The organism is Massilia sp. CMS3.1 (genome assembly GCF_051262535.1).
Lineage (GTDB): Bacteria > Pseudomonadota > Gammaproteobacteria > Burkholderiales > Burkholderiaceae_D > Telluria.
This window is the reverse complement of sequence record NZ_JBIMES010000019.1, coordinates 1-15124: the sequence shown is the minus strand read 5'-3', so window position 1 is coordinate 15124 and position 15124 is coordinate 1. Positions and strand designations below refer to the sequence as shown.

Below are 15124 nucleotides of genomic sequence, written 5' to 3'. Positions count from 1 at the left end.
AAGCAGGCACACTCTACATGAAGACGCAGCATGGCCAACGCACTGCTGGCGTGGTTTGACCGTCGACTAAACGAAGGAGCGCTCCAGCTCGAAACGCGCGGAAAGTCAGGGTTCGATTGCAATATTATCATCAATATTTGTGCAAATGCTTTTTACTGGTTACAATCGACCCTCCTGCACTCCTAGTGGAGTGTTTCTCCGGCGATTGTGTTCGCTGGTGGTGCGCTGCCTGAATCCACCGTTGACGTGCGAATACGCGCTTGTCTCCATTCGTTTCCTCCCGGCATCTAGAAGCAGGTGTCGACACAAGGCTGCCCTCTGCAATGGGACTGACCATGCGCAAGGACTGACGCACTGACGCTCCTGTCGCATGCACGGCGATGATCGCCGTCGAGTCGATGTCACCGTTTGACAGGAGTTTTCCGTTGCAACGACTGGTACCCCCTCTCCGGTAGTCGAGTCAAAGGCAGCGTGATGCGGCCCGCCTTTCACTACTATGGAAACACGCTATGCGCTACGTCATTCTTGAAAACGATTTGACTACCTGGTCAATCGCACTGGGCATGGGGCTGGTCGTTTGCTTGGTTCTGTACTTTGCCAGGCAGATATTGGTACGCCGCCTTGAGATGTTTGCAGCCACAACGGTGACCTATCTCGACGATTTCGCGGTGAAGGTTCTGTCCGCCACGCATCCGATTTTCTTTGTGTTCATGGGGGGGTATGCGGGAGCGCAGTCGCTGGTCTTGTCCGAGGCGCGGGTTACCTTGCTGTCGCGCCTGGCGATTGCAGCATTCCTGCTTCAGGTGGCCCGCTGGGGCGACGTTGGCGTGCGTGCCTGGCTGCATCACTACCGTGTCCGTCGCAGCGATCAGGACGCTGCAAGTACAACCTCGACTGCCGCGCTTGGATTTGTGGTGCGCACGGTCATCTGGTTGGTCATCATCTTGATGATTCTGGATAATTTCGGCGTCAACATCACCACATTGGTCGCCAGCCTGGGTATCGGTGGTATTGCTGTCGCGCTGGCGCTCCAGAACATCCTTGGCGATTTGTTTTCATCGCTATCGATCGTGCTGGACAAGCCGTTTGTCGTGGGCGACTTCATCACTGTCGACGATATCTCAGGGACGGTCGAGTTCGTCGGTCTGAAAACCACGCGTATCCGCGGGCTCGGCGGCGAGCAGGTCATCTTTTCGAACAGCGACCTGCTGAAAAGCCGGATTCGCAACTTCAAGCGGATGCAGACCCGGCGCATCGTTTTCGGTATCGGCGTCACGTATGAAACAAGCAAACGGCAGTTACTTGCCATTCCTGACATACTGCGCGATATCGTGCAGGCGCAGCCGGACGTTGATTTCGACCGTGCACATTTCAAATCGTTTGGACCGTCATCGCTCGATTTTGAGACGGTGTATATCGTGAAGACGCCCGCATACGGCACCTACATGGATGTCCAGCAGGCGATCAACATGGCCCTGTTCGAGCGTTTTGAGAACGAAGGCATCGAATTTGCCTACCCAACGCAGACACTGTATTTGTCACGCCCGAAAAAGACGGCCATTACAGAATAAGGATCGCCTATGCAAATGTTTTTTTCGGCTGGCTTCATTTTGCTTGTCGTATTGTGGGGGATTTTCGCTCCTGACAACATGGCGTCAGTGCTGGATTCCCTGCTTGTCATGCTCACGCGCAACTTTGGCTGGCTCTACCTGTGGGTGGTACTGGCCATGGTCGTATTTGCGGCTTTTGTTGCATTCAGCCGTTATGGCAACCTGAAACTGGGTGGGGAAGACGATGAGCCGGAATTTGGCATTGGCAGCTGGTTTGCCATGCTGTTCGCGGCCGGCATGGGCATTGGCCTCGTGTTCTGGGGCGTAGCAGAACCTTTATCGCATTATGGTACGGCGCCTCCTGGCACACTGCCGAATACGCCGGAGGCAGCGAACGCAGCCATGCGTTATGTATTTTTCCATTGGGGCATTCATCCCTGGGCGGTGTACAGCGTGGTCGCCTTGGCAATCGCATTCTTCCAGTACCGCCGCGGCGGCAGCCCCCTGATTAGTACCGTGACGAGCGCTTTGCCCTGGCGCCCGGTGCAGTCAATGGCAGGGCTGTTCAATGGGCTTGCCGTGGTAGCCACCGCGTTCGGCGTTGCCGCCTCCCTCGGGGTGGGAGCATTGCAGATCAACAGTGGCTTAAATGCGGTATTCGGACTCGCTGTCAGCGAGGCAGCACAGGTGACAATCATCGTCCTGACCGCCGCTGTGTTTATCGCATCGGCAGTCACTGGCGTCGAGAAGGGCATCCGTTACCTGTCGAACTTCAATATGGGAATGGCGGTCTTGCTGGCACTAACGGTGTTCCTGCTGGGGCCGACTGTAGCGATCATCGATACCCTGACGAATACCCTGGGCAGCTACCTGAGCGAATTTGTGCGGATGAGCCTGCGCGCAACGCCATTTCGCGACAGCAGCTGGGTCGGTAACTGGACGATCTTCTACTGGGCCTGGTGGATTTCGTGGTCGCCATTTGTTGGGCTGTTCATCGCGCGGGTCTCGCGCGGGCGCACGATCCGAGAGTTCATCCTCGGTACCGTACTGGCACCTTCGCTGGCGGCATTCCTGTGGTTTTCGATCTTCGGCGGCACCGCCCTGTACATGGAAATCTGGCAGCATGTCCCCCTTGCCGCCGCGGTCAAGGCCGATGTCGCGACCGGCCTGTTTGCCATGTTCGACGCAATGCCCTTCGGGCTAGTGATGTCGGTGCTGGCCACGCTACTGGTATTCGTGTTCTTCGTGACCTCGGGTGACTCGGCTGTGCTGGTGCTAGGCATGATGAGTACCGCGGGCAATCCCAATCCGCCACGGCGCATCAAGATCATCTGGGGCGTGCTGGTCGCCGGCATCGCGGTGAGCTTGCTCGTGGCCGGCGGCCTCAAGGCGGTACAGACCGCAACGATTTTGTTTGCCTTGCCGTTCGCCCTGGTAATCGTCCTGATGATGATTTCCCTGGCGCGTGCCCTGCGTGAGGACTGGCTGGCCGAAGCTCAGCGAGAGCGCGAGTTGCGGCGCCGGATGCGCGAGATGATGGTCAAATAGCCGGGTAACATATTGAGCGCACCCGACAGCCCGCTCCCGCCTGCGTCCTCCTCATTGGGCGCGGCCATTGCGCACCGCTTCAGTCTGCTCGAAGACAAGGCGGACGATGCGGAAATCGACCGCAGCATACGGGCCGGAATCGAGTTGCGGGGCGCGACGCCGTGGATCCTGATGCTGGCGATCCTGATTGCTTCGATCGGCCTGAATATCAATTCGAACGCGGTGATCATCGGCGCCATGCTGGTGTCGCCGCTGATGGGGCCAATCGTCGGACTCGGCTATGGTGTGGGCATCTTCGACTTTTTCCTAGTGCGCCGTTCGCTTGCCAACCTGGCGATCGCCGCCGCGATCAGTCTGCTCACCTCGACACTGTATTTCATGATTACGCCGCTCGACGAGGCACAGTCCGAACTGCTGGCGCGCACTACGCCCTCGCTGTGGGACGTACTGATTGCCTTGGCAGGCGGCCTGGCCGGTATCATCGGGCTGACAAGGCGCGAAAAATCGAATGTCATTCCCGGCGTGGCTATTGCCACCGCGCTTATGCCACCCCTGTGCACGGCCGGCTATGGGTTGGCTAACGGTGACTGGTCGGTTTTCGGCGGCGCTTTTTATCTGTTTTCGATCAACTGTGTCTTCATTGCGTTTGCCGCAGTGGTCGTCATCGAATTCTTGCGTTTGCCGCATCGTAAATTCGTCGATCCGGTGAGGGAACGTCATGTCAAGCGCGCGTTGATCGCGATCGTTCTGGTTACCGGCCTGCCGAGCATTTATCTGGCAGTACGCCTGGTCGATAACGAGGTATTCAGCAGCCGCGCCCGCGACTTCGTGCGCAAGGAGTTCAAGGCCGCCAAAGTACACGTGCTTGAGACGCGCCTGACACCCCGGACACACGAAATCGAGGTTACCCTAATTGGCCAACGACTGTCTTCCGACAAGATACGCGCAATCGAATCGCGCTTGGCGCTGGCGGGACTTCATGGAGCGCGTTTGTCAGTGCATCAGGCGCAAGCCGAGGATACCAACAAGATCGATGTCGGCAGCCTGAAGGCCGATATTCTTGCAGACATTGTGCGGAGTAATCAGCAGGTGGTAGAGGACAAGGAAGCCACAATTGCTTTACTGCGCGGGCAGGTGAGGGCGCAGCAAGGCTGGGTGGATCAGGCCGATGCGGTAACACGCGAGTTCGAGGTCCAGTATCCGCAGTGCGGCAACGTCCTGATCGGCATGGCGGCGCCACCGGATCAAGGGGCAGATTTGATTCCCTTTCTTAGCGCGGACTGCCGCAAGCTACCCAAGGCCACTGAGCTCAACCGCATCAACGCATGGCTGAAAGTGCGCATGATGAACCCGAATGCAAGGCTGGTGCTTGCCGGGGTGCGCGGAAAGATCGACCGCCGTCCGCCTCCCGTCTCAACCCTTGCCCCCACGGTGTCGAGTCAGGCGCAGCCTGGTGTGGCGGCCACTTTACCCTAGCAAACCGACATGAAAACTACGCACGATTGGCGCGACAAGATGCGGGTGGAACTCTCCGACTGGCAGCTCTGGTGGGGGCGCGCGCTTGTCGTTGCGCTGGCCGGCGTGGCTGGGCTGACCGTGGTCGGCTTTACCTGGTTATCCGAGCGCGCGTTTGCATTGTTCGAGGATGTGCGGGGCCAGGTCTGGTGGAGCGCCTTGCTCTGGACGCCGCTGTGTACCGCCGCCATCGTCTGGCTGACACGCCGCTTCGCACCTGGCGCGGCCGGGTCGGGTATCCCTCAAGTCATGGCCGCGCTCGATCCGGCGCTTGCGCCCGAACAGCGTGGACTATTCGTGTCGTTGCGCCTGAGCGTAGCCAAGATCGCGTTGACCGCCAGCGGGCTGCTGGCTGGTTTATCGCTGGGGCGAGAGGGCCCTTCGGTTCAGATTGCGGCAGGGATCATGCTGCAGGCTAGGCGCTGGCTGCCGAAACGCTCCTCGGTGACGGTCCACGGCTTGCTGGTAGCTGGTGGCGCAGCGGGCATTGCGGCGGCCTTCAACACACCGCTTGCCGGCGTCATGTTTGCCATCGAAGAGCTGGCTCGCGCGCCGGAGCAGCGCAGTAGCGGCCTGATCATCGCCGCTATCGTACTGGGCGGTGTGGTGGCCATCTCCGTGCACGGGAACGCTACCTATTTCGGCGTCGTTCACACGGGCGACATCGGCATTGCGCTGCTGCTGCCGGGCGTGGTAGTGGCACTGTGCACAGGCCTAGCGGGCGGCCTGTTCTCGCGCTTGCTGATCCTTTCACTAACGGGGCAGGGCAGTAACGGACTCAGCCGCCTGCGCGCTCGGCATCCTGTCCTGTTCGGCGCCATGTGCGGTCTCTGCGTGGCCGTCATCGGTCTTGTCACGGCAGGCACGACCTTCGGTTCCGGCTATGGCCCGACCCGTGGCATGGTCGAGGGGATAGCGACCATGCCCATGATGTATGCGTTCTTCAAATTCGTGGCGACATGGCTGAGCGCTTGGTCTGGCGTCCCGGGAGGAATTTTCGCCCCATCCCTGGCAATCGGGGCAGCGCTAGGCAACGACGTGGCACTTGCATTTTATGGGGCACAGGTACCCGCGCTCATTGCTCTGGGCATGGTCGGTTTTCTCGCGGCCGCCACGCAAGCGCCGCTGACAGCGTTCATCATCGTTATGGAGATGGTAGATGGCCATTCAATGGTGCTTAGCCTGATGGCGTGCGCACTTGTAGCGAGCATGGTGTCGCGAGTGATCAGCCTGCCATTGTATTCAACCCTGGCCCAGATGCAGCTCGCACGAGCCGGCCTAGCACCGATCGCCGGCCTAAAAGAATAAATACCATGTCCTGCTACAAGACGCTTTTCTGACTTCGCTATCAAAGTTATGCAAGGTAGAAAGCAGTTACACAGTTGTCGAGGAGAAGAGACAAATTCGCACGTTTTAGGTCGATTGCAGACATCTGCGAAGCCCCATCTTTGATGATGTATGGTGTTCGGCTTCGCAAATCTTTTACTAGCCTACCGCAGTGGGCATCGGCTCTATCTGCTGGCTGGCGATATCGACGCAGATGTGGCTTGAATGTGTTTGACCTAACAAACACCTGTGCACAATTCTGCGAAAGTCAAGTCAAATGGCGAACGCAGCCGGCTTTCGGCACAGAAAAGCGCTGCAGCGCTCATCCCCAACCTACGATTGACGGAGAAGATCATGACCACAGCAGCAAACGACCATCTGAACGACTGGCTGCGCGACGCGCATGCAATCGAACAGCAGGCTGAAACGATGCTCACGGCCCAGGCCGACCGTCTTGAGCACTATCCTGAACTGCGCGCACGCATCGTGCAGCACATCGAAGAAACCCGTGGCCAGCAACGCATTCTGGATGGCATTCTTAGCCGCCGCGGCATCAAGAACTCGGTGCTGAAGGACTTAGGAGGCAAAGTGGCTGCTTTTAGCCAGGGCGTGGGCGGCATGATGACCAGTGACGAAGTGGTCAAGGGCGCGATGGCCGGATACGTGTTCGAGAACCTCGAAATCGCGAGCTATACCTCGCTGATCGGCGCAGCCAATGCCGTGGGCGACACGACGACCGCAACGGCCTGCGAACAGATCTTAGTGCAGGAAAAGGCAATGGCTGCTTGGCTGCTGGACCACCTGCCTCAGATCACGGCGGCGTTCTTGGCGCGTTCGGCGATCCCTGGCGTTGAAGCCAAGATCTAACACAGCCTAGGTCGTAAGCGGACGCTACAATGGGTTCGCGGTCGGCCATTGGTGCTTAGAATAGGTGCAATATTCAGAAAAAAGAAACCGGCAGCGAAGCCGGGCTAAGGTGCTTAGTTAAGCGGTCTCAGAGAAAACCAGCAGCACAATGCAAGTGTAATGCAATAAATGAGCCACTGGCGCATAGTCGAGTTTCGCTTCGGTAAGCGCAAATTTCGCGGGCTCGCTCAAGCACAAGCGCGGTACTACTTGCTCTCAGCAAGGGCACCTGAAAGCTCTACATGCGCAAGGCCGCCAAAGCAGGATAGCAGGCGTAGAAGAGGGGATTAATAGCCCGCGGTGGCTTCTCACGGCTGAGTTAATAGACTCAGCAAGGTCGCTCAGCAGGACTGGAGTAGTCGCCTCCTTGCTGGGATCCATTCACGAAATCGAAAGCAGCGCCCTAGGTTGCTCGAAGTTAGGCCATCACTATCACAACCAATAACTCGACAATACATTTAGTATTGTCGATTTATCTCAACGGTGAGATACATGGCGTTTCAAGGATAGCGATCTGCCGCAGCCGCGATTGCTTATATGGGGCAGTCGAACAAACATGAAGGGGCGACATCCTGAGCTTCACTTGGCATGGGCCGAATGTAACGGGTTGACGCCAAGTTGCTCTTTAGTAACGGTTTACAGCTTGGGGACGTTCATCACCCCTCGGTGTGTAGAGCGCGCGGTTATTGGAAAGCCGACTGAAACCAGAACGAACAACGGAAGCGCACGCTGCCTAAACTGCACAAGTCGCTCGCGTTCTACACCTGTCGGTTGGCATTGCTTGGCTCAGTGTCCAGCTAGTCGATGGGGCCGTACCCGGCCCTTCGGCGTGAAGACTGCATTCACTCGTTGGCAGTAGCCCCATCTTTAGAAACATTTTCTGCCTTCGCTGCATCGACAGGCCAACAGTCGCTAAGCAGCGGCCGAATCCAAAGCTACACCACGTTCGATCAGCTTGCCGGCGGTCGTACTAGCACGTCCCTCAAGGCCAGTATGCACGACGCTCGAGCTAGGAAAGTGTTCTCCCACCGCAACTCAACGTACAACACGTGACAGGTATCCAATTGGGTTTACTCGATACGCAGCACAGGCTGTCGCTTGTCAGCTCCGTGTAGAAGCTCACCTTCCGCTTTACCCATCGTTTTACGTGCATAGCATCTGCCTCAATAGCGCCGCCAAAAGCGCTCCGTGGAACAATAAAGCCTCCGCTAAAACTACTTACCTTAATCCGTGCTAAGGTAAATAGTGTAATTTGACAGGTATAAATATGATGGTTAATATACCTCTACCCAAACCAAGCATTTCCTCGATGGCCCGCCCGACTTTCTCGCTAACCGATGACCAAGCCCGCCTGCTGGCATCCCGCGTGGCAGCGCTACAGGCCACATATCCGTACGATTCCCGCAACCACCGCCCATTCGTCCGCGGATTTCTGCGCGCCGTGCAGGAAGCGACCGGCCAACTCTACAGTCCGGCGATCTATCAACGCCTCCTGGCGGCCTTCGCACCGGAACGCCGACCCTCGACGGCGACCCTCGCGGCGGAAAAGCAGGCCTTGGCTTTGGAGGACGTTTTCCATCTCAAGCAAGGCGCCGGCAACGCGACCGAGAGTGTTCAGCAGTCGGCCGTTAGTTCGACCCAGTTGCACGCCATCGTGTCTGACGCTGTCGATGCCGCCTTAGTGAGAAGCGCACGCTTTGGCCCCACTGGCTCGAGCCAAGCCGATTTTTATGCTGCTAGGTTGCACGACACCGAGCAGGAATTGCTGGCAGCCCGCGCTCAGGCCGCTCAGCTTGCCGCGGAACTGATGGCAGCGCGCCAGGCTATTTCAAGTCTAGAACAAGAGACTGAACGGATGCGTGCTGTCGTCACGCAGCAGGCCAACGCAGTCGAGAAGCTGGGAACTGAAGTAACCGATCACAGAAAATTTGCGATGCAGGCGATCGAGGAATCGCGTGGCGAAGCGCGCGTGTGGAAAGAACGCTGCGTAATCTTGGAGGGGCAGCGCAAGATGGACGCCGAGTTGCTCGAGACGTTCCGCCAGAAAGCATACCGGGCCGGCGCCGCAATCCCCGAAGCACTATTACAAAACAAGCCACGATGAATCAGCTAACCGACCTGACGTATGATGCCCTGCTCTCCCCTGCTTCGGCGATTACGCACGGTCTCGGCCCGGTAGCCGACGACTGGGCGGCCGCCCAAGTGTGGCTGAGGGCGATTGCCAGCCGCGGCCGGCGCAACTCGCCTGAGACGGTTGCGACCTACGGATATCACCTAGCAAAGTTGCGCTGGTTCTGTGAGAACATACATGGCGTGCCGCCGTCACGCTGGACCGTGCAAGATGTCGATGCGTTTTACTCGTTCCTGGCGGACTTGCCTGATGAGGCGTTGTGTGCGCAGGATCCCATCACGGGTGCCTTTGCCCGCCCAGAGGACGACGGATACACCCCGTTTCGCACTCAACCTTCTAAAAGTAGCCGCTCGGACATCCAGCGCTGTATTCACGCCATGTTCCGTGCCTGGCGTGAGATGGGCTACGTCCAGATCAATCCGATGGGGCTGCATGGCGCGGGTACGGTCCGCAAGGTCAACGCCAATCGTGCAGTGTCGATTGACCTGTACGACATGGTGTTTCAATGCATGGACGAGGCTGATAAACGGACCTTCACGGCTCGCCAGACCGACTTACGTGATCGGTTCATCTTCATCGTACTGCGGGAACTTGGTCTGCGCGCTAGCGAGCTCATTAAAGCGGACATGTCTGCGTTCTACCGCTTATCGGATCCGCGTGACGGGAAGACCTACTGGGTCATGTTGGTCAGGGAGGAAACCGCGAAAGGTAGTAAGGAGCGCAAGATACCGGTTCCCCGCAGCGTCATGGACGCGCTGGGTACCTACCGTCAGGCGTTTGGCTTGTCCAGGTTACCCGAACCAGGTGAAACGATTGCCCTTGTGCTTTCTGTCCGAACGAACCGCAGCGCTGCGACCTCGACCGGACGCGTGATCAAGGACGTCCAATCGCGCCGCTACTTTCAAGCGTGGCGACCAATTACGACCCGCCACGGCCTGTATCACATCGTAAAAGGCCGGCTCGCTGCAGCTGCCGCCTTTTTAGATGAGGTAGGAGACACGGCCCGCGCTGAGCAAATCAGGCAAGCATCTCCACATTGGTTGCGCCATACGTTCGCGAAGGCAGCATTGCTTTCCGGACAAGATGTACGGAATGTGGCGGCTTGGTTAGGCCACCGTGATCTAAGTACCACGATGGTCTATACAGAACAGGAAGCCCTCGATTTGATTCGTTCAACAAATAGTGTGGCTCCAGGTTTGCTCGGGGATGATATCTAGTGGCGTTACCGAAGCCCCAGATTTACGCAAACAGCTGCAGACGACCCATGTCCGCTTCGTGGCGCCGACGGTGTCCGGCCATCCCGCTTATCGTCAACGCGCTCACGTGCCGAAGCGGCTCATGGCGTAAGTAGATTGTAGCCGGTTGTTCCCGCCGGTCTCGACCAGCTACCGCCCACAAGCACGTGTAATCAACCGCGCTTTTTTTCTTCTCCCAGAGAACGACGTCTTCTTCGCACGCCGTCATTGCTAACTTCGATATCTCAGCAAGAGACGCCAGACAGGTCGAGCTGAAGATGTGCCCCGCAATCCATGCTTTTGTCTCCGTCGACCAGTTCTCTGGAGCTGGAGAGGGCCGAGCCAAGTGCCACCCGAGAATGCCAAAGAATTTAGCGGGTCGCTTAGCAAAAAGGTAGCGAGGAGTACCGCAACCCTCCCAAAGCATGCGCCAGCGAATGAATGCCAACGCGTGTGGACAGAATCCGCATGTAGACTTGTTATGCATGTCGTTTCGTAAGCAGAAGGCAGCAGAAACGATGCAACGCCGGTGATCCTTAAAAACCCGCCGCCATAAATGTCGACGTATCCCCCTATAGGAGTTCACTAGAATAGCCATGAATTGTTTTGATGTTGATTCCGCAACATCGTTCTCTTCGGGATCGATTCTGTTTTCCTGCTCGTCGCACTCACTACTGTCTTCATAGCCAATGTGATGGAGGTAGCCGCGGACACTGCGTGCGACTGGCTTAGCGCAAAGATCTCCCTCTAATTCAAGTTCGCCTGGCACTAAGTGTTTTAAGGTCTGGGCCATGAAACTGGCATAATGGCTCTGAACGTCTGACTCGTTCAAATCGACATGGAATACTCTGGTCTTTTGTGCCGTTATGAATAGGCGCGCCGCGTCGCTGACGCTGACTGACTCAACATCCGCTGTTTTATAGAATTTGAGCAACAATGCAATTTGGGAGGTTTCTTCGTGGGATAACTGAAGAATGCGTGGCCGTTCGGACGCCATCATTGGTGCGAAATCGCATCCGCAGTGCGGGCAATGAAAAGGCTTAGCGAGGAATGGTGTGCTCAGTCGGTAAGGAATTTCACGGCGACACTGTTGACAACAGTCTAGCAAGGTCTGTGCGTGTAGAGGACACGTTCGGGTCTGCCGCATCTGAAATAAAGGGGAGTGAAAGCCCTGCTCCATACATTGGACACACCAGCGCAACCGCTCGTGTGAACGGAGGACACTCCCGGGAAGAACCTCAAACAAAAACGATTGGCGAATCGTTGCTCGGTTGGTTCGAAGAATTTGTCCTATAACGTCGAGGTCGAAAACCGAGGCATCACGTAAGTCGACATCGGGCTTAATGCATATTGCGGTTCGCCGCCCCGAAGTTCGGTTCGCAATGAGTTGAGCGAGCTCCTTTGCCGTTATCTGGTTGAGCTGGGCAAACTTCCAGAAAAGCGTGCACACTGATTCCCCGCAAACGTGCCAAGCCGGCCGCCACGACCATTGCTCTGACTCTGCGCGATAAGTGTCGAGAAGAATCCGGCCAGTTTCCATCGTTGCACCCGATCAATTGGAAGGCATGCCTAGATAGAGTTCTTGTAGCGCCTCGGAAAAAAGCGACTCTGCAACTGCCTCGTCCCACATTTTTGGAGTGAACTTGAAGTCCAACTGAATCGCCCCGGCTTTCGTGGAGGCCAGTTAGTGTGAGTCAGGCCGCGACGGCTTGACTGCTCAGTTGCTTGTAATAGTTTGCCTCAGCTTCTGCTGGCGGTATATAGCCGAGCGGCGCAAGCAGACGATGATGGTTAAACCAGGACACCCATTCGAGCGTGGCCAGTTCGACGGCCTCACGCGTCTTCCAGGGAGCGCGGCGATGGATCAGTTCAGCCTTGTAGAGCCCATTGATCGTCTCGGCCAAGGCATTGTCGTAACTGTCGCCCTTGCTACCCACAGACGGTTCGATGCCGGCTTCTGCCAGGCGCTCGCTGTACTTAATCGACACGTATTGCGAGCCCCTGTCGCTGTGGTGGACCAGCTCGTTCCGTTCGGGCTGACGTGCGTACAGCGCCTGCTCCAATGCATCGAGCACGAAATCGGTCCGCATCGAGCTGCTGACGCGCCAGCCGACGATGCGCCGAGCGAAGACATCGATCACGAAAGCGACATAGACGAAGCCCTGCCAGGTCGACACGTAGGTGAAATCGCTGACCCACAGCTGATTTGGCCGCTGGGCCTTGAACTGGCGGTTGACGCGGTCGAGCGGGCACGGGGCCTTCGCATCGGCAACCGTCGTGCGTACCACCTTGCCTCGTATGACGCCGCGCAGCCCGGCCTTGCGCATCAGGCGCTCCACGGTGCAGCGGGCCACGTCCGTTCCCTCACGCCTCAGCTGGCGCCAAACCTTGTCAGCCCCGTAGACCTGCAGGTTCGCCTGCCAGACACGTTCGATATCGACGCTCAGCACGTCGTCGCGTTGGACGCGGGAACAGCGCAGTGCCGGGTTGCGTTGCTGCGCAGCGTGGCGCCAATAGCCCGACGGCGCGACCTGCATCACCTTGCAGATCGGCTCGACACCGTAGGCGTGGCGGTACCTGTCGATGAAAGCCCTCACGGCTTGAAGTGGCGGCCGAGCTCCGCCTGGGCGAAAAACGCACTCGCCAAGCGAAGGATCTCGTTTGCCTTGCGCAGCTCGCGCACTTCTCGCTCAAGCGCCTTGACGCGCTCCTCTTCGGCAGTGGTTGGTCCTGGACGCTGGCCGGTATCGCGCTCCTGCTGGCGTACCCAGCGGCGCAGTGTCTCCGGTGTGCAGCCGATCTTGGCAGCGATTGACGTGATTGCGGCCCACTGCGACTCGTACTGGCTGCCGGCTTCGCTGACCATGCGCACGGCGCGCTCGATGACTTCAGGGGAATACTTGGGTTGCTTTTTCATAGCTCCATTCTCTCAAACAATGGAGCCTCTACAAAACCCGGGGCGATTCATGTCGAGTTCATAGAGCAGTCCATGTGTGTCCGAGTTGAGCGCAATACTCAGTGCGCAGCCATCAGCCGACGCCTGAATGCCTCGCCCAGCTTTTCCTGCCGAGGAAAAATGCGCAAGCTCCAATTGCGGCAAGCACCACAGTCGATGGTTCTGGAACTGCTACCTCGGTAGGATAAGCATACTGATAGGAGAGCGTTGTGCGTGCTGCTATCTGATGCGTCGTCGCCGAGCGGCTTTCGAAATAATAGTTAGCTTGAGGAAGGTAGAGAGGGGCGACGAAATTGCTCGCCGCGATGTCATACTCGAACAGGTCGGCAAATGAGCCCGCGCCTGCGGCAAAGACCTTAGCGTCGTAGAATTGGTAAGCGGCGGAACTCCAACCAGTAAAGAATGAATACCGGATAGCGAGGTCTTCGAACACATTCTTGTTTCCGGAAACTGCGGTCGAGACCGACACTTTCTCGAGCGTTCCAAGTGCAGGATCCCAAGCGAGATATGGAATGTAGTGCCATTGAAGAGCGGCGACGTCACCATAGTAGTCCCAAGTCGAAACAGTCCATTCGGAAACAAATTCTTGGGTGAGGAGCCCGGCGTGTGCGGGAGCGAGTGCAGCTGTGCAAGCGAACACTGCGAGCACTTTTCGTAACTTGATCATATCGCCTATCGTCCCAACAATTGTAATATTTCTATTAAACCATATAAGTGTAATTTATGAAACTTTTTATATGTGAGTCATCTACGGTTATTTGACCTAGGTTGAGACCATCTGGATGTCTGCTCTTGGCCTATTCTGTTGAAAAACTCGGTCCACGTGCTGAGAGGCAACTGAAGATCGGTAACTCGACTGTCCAGAAAGGCCGCTATGTGCGGCGACCGCCCGCCAGTTGGAGTGTTGGGACCACCAAAAACTGACTAGAAAAGTTGCCTAGCGACTTTTTCAACACAATAGGCCGATAGCAGACCTTTAATAAGGCTCAGTGTAATGAGAATGTTGTTATGGTGGTAAGTTGAAAGTTTTTCTAGAAAGCGCCTAGGCGCTGGGAGGTAGGCGAGGAAATTCTTTCACGCAGGGCTCGTCGCGCAGCTTCTCCCGAAGGGTATCGAGGATCGCCCCTTGAGGCCCGGCCAGTGTCGTCAACATGCGCTGCAGCTGGTCGGCGTACAGCAGGACCGATCGAAGCCGCTTGATTTCCCAAAGCAGAGCCCGTACATCAGCTGAGTCCAGATTGCGTTCTTGGATCTCGCGTAGCTGCGCTGTTGGCAAAGGTTCTTTGAAGCCCATGCCGAAATACTACTGTATATCCATGCAGTAGTATGCACGCGAGCAGCCCGGTGACCGAGAGCTAGGCCGACATAACGAATTTTATGTCAAACGATACGCCTCGCCGTTAGTCGCTGACGACAGCCACGAGTATTCGTCAGTCTGCGAATGGTTGGGATAGCGGCTGCGGTTCTTGCCGTTCTGATGGCAACCCACTATTGCGCTAGGGGGGCGAAAGCTCAGACATTACCTAGGCAAAGGGGCTCAACTCGAATCGGAAGAGCAGCATTTACCTTTGGTATGCTGCGGAAATCATCACGATCAATCTACGCCATGGACAAATTTTTAGATCTCTATACCGTCGTTGCAGAAAGAGAAACAGGCTTTTGGATAGTTCTGCCAGCCACTACCGGCGAAACAGTCTCTCGCGAAGAATGGCTGCGCAAGATGAGAGACGATCCTGAACATTTCCAACTTGCTAGGCTCACAGCTGAAGAGCTGACTAGGTACTCGACGGCTGACGAGGACGTTATCGAGCGTGCAGTGTACGTCGCCTGGTCAGACGAGACGGCCCATTAGGCTCACAGCCTCCAGAGAAAGTGAACAAGTACGCAGCTGGAGCAAGGTCCGGTCCTTCGCCAACTATCAGTCCTTCGAACCGATTCCAGCAACAAGGTCGTTAGC

11 protein-coding genes and 1 other annotated feature are annotated in these 15124 nt (G+C 57.0%); of the genes, 7 read left to right on the top strand and 4 right to left on the bottom strand.

The annotated features are described in order from the left end of the window. The first annotated feature begins 509 nt into the window (after window positions 1-509). The 7 genes from ACHAC9_RS21680 to ACHAC9_RS21650 all read left to right on the top strand — a co-directional run bounded on the left by ACHAC9_RS21680 (window position 510) and on the right by ACHAC9_RS21650 (window position 10193). The gene (locus ACHAC9_RS21680) at window positions 510-1571 is read left to right on the top strand and encodes a mechanosensitive ion channel family protein (RefSeq protein WP_435763360.1); all 1062 of its coding nucleotides are present in this window, start codon (window positions 510-512) and stop codon (window positions 1569-1571) included. Window positions 1572-1580: 9 nt separating this feature from the next. Further along, window positions 1581-3098: a BCCT family transporter gene (locus ACHAC9_RS21675; RefSeq protein ID WP_435763357.1), complete on the top strand. Its 1518-nt coding sequence runs from the start codon at window positions 1581-1583 to the stop codon at window positions 3096-3098. Between the two features lie 12 nt (window positions 3099-3110). Then, window positions 3111-4574 carry a DUF389 domain-containing protein gene (locus tag ACHAC9_RS21670; RefSeq protein WP_435763355.1) on the top strand — a complete coding sequence of 488 codons (1464 nt, stop codon included), beginning with the start codon at window positions 3111-3113 and terminating at the stop codon, window positions 4572-4574. Between the two features lie 9 nt (window positions 4575-4583). Continuing rightward, a complete protein-coding gene (locus ACHAC9_RS21665; RefSeq protein WP_435763352.1) occupies window positions 4584-5921 on the top strand; it encodes a chloride channel protein in 1338 nt (445 codons plus the stop codon). Window positions 5922-6293: 372 nt separating this feature from the next. After that, window positions 6294-6806: a ferritin-like domain-containing protein gene (locus ACHAC9_RS21660; RefSeq protein ID WP_435763350.1), complete on the top strand. Its 513-nt coding sequence runs from the start codon at window positions 6294-6296 to the stop codon at window positions 6804-6806. Window positions 6807-8154: 1348 nt separating this feature from the next. Further along, a complete protein-coding gene (locus tag ACHAC9_RS21655) occupies window positions 8155-8949 on the top strand; it encodes a hypothetical protein (protein ID WP_435763348.1) in 795 nt (264 codons plus the stop codon). Beyond that, window positions 8946-10193 carry a tyrosine-type recombinase/integrase gene (locus tag ACHAC9_RS21650; protein ID WP_435763346.1) on the top strand — a complete coding sequence of 416 codons (1248 nt, stop codon included), beginning with the start codon at window positions 8946-8948 and terminating at the stop codon, window positions 10191-10193. The genes ACHAC9_RS21655 and ACHAC9_RS21650 overlap by 4 nt, the downstream gene beginning before the upstream one ends. Window positions 10194-10215: 22 nt before the next feature. Here ACHAC9_RS21650 and ACHAC9_RS21645 read toward each other — a convergent pair whose 3' ends face one another. The 4 genes from ACHAC9_RS21645 to ACHAC9_RS21630 all read right to left on the bottom strand — a co-directional run bounded on the left by ACHAC9_RS21645 (window position 10216) and on the right by ACHAC9_RS21630 (window position 14461). Beyond that, window positions 10216-11211, bottom strand: a complete 996-nt coding sequence (locus ACHAC9_RS21645; protein ID WP_435763344.1) for a hypothetical protein — start codon at window positions 11209-11211, stop codon at window positions 10216-10218. A gap of 694 nt (window positions 11212-11905) precedes the next feature. Then, window positions 11906-13128, bottom strand: a protein-coding gene (locus tag ACHAC9_RS21640) for an IS3 family transposase (RefSeq protein WP_435763342.1) whose coding sequence is annotated in 2 segments (ribosomal slippage) — window positions 11906-12840 and window positions 12840-13128 — 1224 coding nt in all. Because the reading frame shifts where the segments join, the coding sequence is not laid out codon by codon here. Next, window positions 12734-12850: a sequence feature (AL1L pseudoknot), on the bottom strand. It overlaps the preceding gene by 117 nt. 112 nt (window positions 13129-13240) lie before the next feature. After that, a complete protein-coding gene (locus ACHAC9_RS21635) occupies window positions 13241-13834 on the bottom strand; it encodes a PEP-CTERM sorting domain-containing protein (RefSeq protein WP_435763339.1) in 594 nt (197 codons plus the stop codon). Window positions 13835-14209: 375 nt separating this feature from the next. Next, window positions 14210-14461 (bottom strand): hypothetical protein, encoded by a 252-nt coding sequence (locus tag ACHAC9_RS21630; protein WP_435763337.1) that lies wholly within the window; start codon window positions 14459-14461, stop codon window positions 14210-14212. Window positions 14462-15124 lie beyond the last annotated feature (663 nt).